This window comes from Actinoplanes sp. NPDC051633 (genome assembly GCF_040681735.1).
GTDB lineage: Bacteria > Actinomycetota > Actinomycetes > Mycobacteriales > Micromonosporaceae > Actinoplanes.
This window is the reverse complement of sequence record NZ_JBFAZH010000771.1, coordinates 1-3762: the sequence shown is the minus strand read 5'-3', so window position 1 is coordinate 3762 and position 3762 is coordinate 1. Positions and strand designations below refer to the sequence as shown.

At 66.6% G+C, this 3762-nt stretch carries 2 protein-coding genes and 2 pseudogenes; 3 read left to right on the top strand and 1 reads right to left on the bottom strand.

The annotated features are described in order from the left end of the window. Nucleotides 1-607 (bottom strand): annotated as a pseudogene (locus AB0M20_RS31685) (hypothetical protein); the annotation flags it as partial. Between the two features lie 570 nt (nt 608-1177). On the opposite strand from AB0M20_RS31685, the gene AB0M20_RS31680 reads away from it, so the two are divergent. The 3 genes and pseudogenes from AB0M20_RS31680 to AB0M20_RS31670 form a co-directional block, all read left to right on the top strand. Next, nucleotides 1178-2008, top strand: a complete 831-nt coding sequence (locus tag AB0M20_RS31680) for a GPP34 family phosphoprotein (RefSeq protein WP_364303998.1) — start codon at nt 1178-1180, stop codon at nt 2006-2008. A 57-nt stretch (nt 2009-2065) separates the two neighbouring features. After that, nucleotides 2066-3568, top strand: coding sequence for an APC family permease (locus AB0M20_RS31675; RefSeq protein WP_364303997.1), 1503 nt, complete (start codon nt 2066-2068; stop codon nt 3566-3568). Next, nucleotides 3565-3762 (top strand): annotated as a pseudogene (locus tag AB0M20_RS31670) (hypothetical protein); the annotation flags it as partial. The gene AB0M20_RS31675 and the pseudogene AB0M20_RS31670, both read left to right, overlap by 4 nt.

Below are 3762 nucleotides of genomic sequence, written 5' to 3'. Positions count from 1 at the left end.
CGTGAGCAGTGAGTTGCCAGTCACCGCCAACCTTCACAAGGTTCAGCGACCGAGTGAAGTGCCGCGCGGCCGCCTCGTCACGTCCGGCGTCATGAGCCATCCATCCTGCCATCTCGGTCAAGGAAGCAGCTGCAGTGAAGACCGCCCGGCCATCCCCGCTCGGTTCGAGGTTGAAGAGCCTGGGACCGACCTGGTCGCGGAGATAGGTGACGACGGCGGCGTAGAGGTATCCGCCACCAACCTGCCGGTCAGCGGCGCGGAACGAGTGGACAGCGGACGCGAATCTCCATTCGCCAGAGGTGACTGGCCAGCCCGCCTTGCCTCGTAGGCTCGCGTCATCCGTGGCGGTCAGAGCGCCGAGTGCCCCATCCTCAGGGCGAGTTTCACCAGGAGAGGACTTCCGTTGACCGCGGACAATGTAGAAGCCGAGTTGAGCATCTGTGTTCGCGCCGAGAACATCGCGCAGGGCCTCTCTCCGTTGAGCGCTTGGCCAGCGGTACCGTCCCTGCTCGAGATGACCTATGTAGGTCGCGTCGACAGTGGCCGTCGACCGAAACCGATCCCACAGATACGCGTTGACGGCGTCAGCCAACTCTTGGCGTGACATCTCTCGACGAGATCCAGATTGCGACACCAGGCGGCGGCGAGCCCGACCAAGGTGCCGATTCGGCTGCTCGTCACGGTCAGACACAGCGCTGGCCCTCCGGTGGACGTCCTCCGATCATGCGCACCGAACCTGGGCGACGCCAAGATCCACAGGTAGGGCCCAGCGTTGTGCGTTGGTGCCGCACGCTCCGCGTATCGAGCTGGTCCGATCGACCCACAAGGCGTAGGGCCTGGTATCGCAGCGGGCACGACAGAACGGCCAGAGGAGCGCATCCGTCCGACCGTTCAGTGCCCAAAACGCCTACCAAAAACACCTTCCGGTCCCGTCGCCGCCGTATGCCGGTGCTGCCGACCTCGAAGCATGCCATGAGCACACGCGAGCTTCTGGAATACGACCGGCCCTGCTCAATGCGATCAAACCATAGAACGCCGTGCAAAAGCGATACCAAAAGCACCTGCTGGACTGGACGTTCTTCGGCAATCGTTGGCGCTAGGCCCTCCGAACAGAATTTGTCACGAAGGAGGGTCACGTCTTTCGGCAGTAGTTGCGCTTTGAGGAAGTGACTGTGGCATGGCAGTAACACCCCAGCACTGGGACCAGCCGAAACTATCCAGCGACCCAAGGCCTGACCCCAACGTCCAGGCCGAACGGAGGGCCCTGCGATCCGGTCCTCGGCATGCAGCGTGGACCGGCCGGAACACTCAATCGCTTTCCGGACCCTTCCGGGCGAACACGCCGTCGCGCTCCGGCCGCAAGACGTGGCCGCTTGTCGCCGACGATCTGTTCCTTGTGGCCGGCGACGAGTGGGGGAAGCTGCGGTTGCACCGTGATGTCGCGAGAATCGGTTTGGCGGCAGCGCTGCTGGCGGAGTTGATACTCGCTGAGTACGCCACCGTGGAGCTCGACAGTCTGGTGCCGGCCTGTCCGGAGGAGCCGATCGACCGGCTCGCCGGGGCCGTCATTCGGCAAGTTCGTGCCGAACGGAGCAAGTTACCGGTCAGGACATGGATCGACTTCCTGGCCACCGTGAAGCTGGCCGATGACGACGTCTTCGACCACGTGGGACACCGGCTCGAACGGGCCGGCCGGGTCGACGCCCAGGAACGCGGCATCTGGTGGTGGCACCGCGTGGTGTATGTACCCCACGACTTGAACGACTGCGCATGGGCGGGGGCGCGGATCTCTACCGCCCTTCGCCGCGGTGAGGCTTTCACACTTTCGGACGTTGCGTTCGCCGGGCTGATGCTGGCCACCGGCCTGCACCGGTACGCCCTGCTCGGCCATGGCAGCGAAATCGAGCAGCAGCTCCGCGTCCGCCTGGCTCAGGCCCCAGCCGGCCTACGCGCCTTGATCCGACACACCGAAGACGCGGTCAGCACCGCCATCAAAATCAGCAACTGACCACGGCATCCGCTTCCCGGGCGCGCCCGGCTCTCCCCTCACGAGGAGTTCGCTCAGATGAGCATGACCGACACGTACGCGCCTACCAGCGGCGTTGAGAGTGCACTGGCCAGAGCCAGGTTGGGCGCGGTAGCGCTGGTCAGCAATGTCATGGCCGCTGCCGCACCACTGACCGTTGTTGCCGGCGGAGCGACGGCGGGCTTCGCGATCACTGCCGCACTCGGTATTCCCTTGGCGTATCTGGTCGTTGCCGTGATTCTGGCGATCTTCTCGGTCGGCTATGTCGCCATGTCTCGGCAGGTCGTCAACGCCGGCGCGTTCTACACCTACATCGCGCACGGGCTCGGCAAGATCTGCGGTGTCAGTTCGGCGTTCGTCGCGGTTGCCGCGTACAACACGATGCAGGTCGGCCTGTACGGCGGGTTCGGGGTGGTCACCGACACCTTCGCCAGCCGCTTCGACGTTAACGCGCCGTGGTGGGCGTGGTCCGGCCTGGCGTGGCTGGCCATCGCCGTGTTCGGCGGCCGGCGGGTTGACCACCTCGCCCGCCTGCTCACCGTCCTGCTCATCGCCGAAGTCGTCATCGCACTAATCTTGGCCGCAGTTCAGGTCAGCCACCCGGCTGGCGGCGTCATCGGCTTGGACACCCTCGACCCGGGCAATCTGATCGGGCCGGGTCTGGGTGCGGCGCTGGCTACGGCGATCGCCGGGTTCGTCGGCTTCGAAGGCACCGCCGTCTACAGCGAGGAAACCAAGGACGCCCGCCGCACCGTTCCCCGCGCCACCTACGCCGCGGTCGCCGGCATCGGCCTGCTGTACGCGTTCTGCGCCTTCGCCCTGGCCACGGCCACCGGACCCGCCAACATTGTGCAGCGCTCCACCCTCGAGGGCGCCGAGCTGACCTTCAACCTGGCCGCCGCCTACCTGCCGACGGCGGTCATAACACTCGGCAACTTCCTATTCGTCAGCAGCCTGTTCGCCGCGCTCCTGGCCTTCCACAACAACGCGGCCCGCTACCACTTCGCCCTCGGCCGCGAAGGCGTCCTGCCCGCCGTTCTCGGCCGTACCAGCGCCAAGACGAAAGCCCCGATCGCCGGATCGATCCTGCAATCGGTCATCGGCTTCGCCGGAATCGCCCTGTTCGTGATCAACGCGTGGAAGCCGTTCGAGCAGATGTTCTTCTGGCTCACCGTCCTCGGCGGGTTCGGCGTGCTGATCCTCATGACCGTCACCTCGCTGGCGGTCGCCGCCTACTTCACCCGCCGCCGCAACCGCGACCGGGTCGGCACCCGAGTCGGCGCCGTCCGCGGCATCCTCGCCCCGGCTATCGCGTTCCTACTGCTCGGCGCGGTCGCCATGGTCACGGTTCGCCAGTTCGCCACCCTGCTCGGGGTCAGCCCGGACGACCCGGTCCGGTGGCTGCTGCCCACCGGCTACGCGGCCGCCGCTGCCGTTGGCCTGCTGTGGGCGCTCTGCCTGCGCGCCACCCGCCCTGCGGTGTGGGCGCGGATCGGCCTCGGTGCCCACCAGAACAAGGCCGACATGATTGGTGCGGCGTGATGGGCCCGTTCGACGTCCCGCAGGTCCGGCCCGCCCGGCCCGCCGACCACCCGGCGATCATCGCCCTGCTCAGCGACGCGTTCCTCGACGCCGACTTCGCGTACTGGCTGGTCCCCGACCGGGCCGCCCGCCAACGGATCTACCCCGCCTACTTCGAGCTGTGCATGGTCCGCGCCTTCACCCACGCGCAGATC

Excerpts from the sequence above, each read along its gene's own strand:
- AB0M20_RS31675 (WP_364303997.1), top strand. The coding sequence starts at position 2,066 with ATGAGCATGACCGACACGTACGCGCCTACCAGCGGCGTTGAGAGTGCA.
- AB0M20_RS31680 (WP_364303998.1), top strand. The coding sequence starts at position 1,178 with ATGGCAGTAACACCCCAGCACTGGGACCAGCCGAAACTATCCAGCGAC.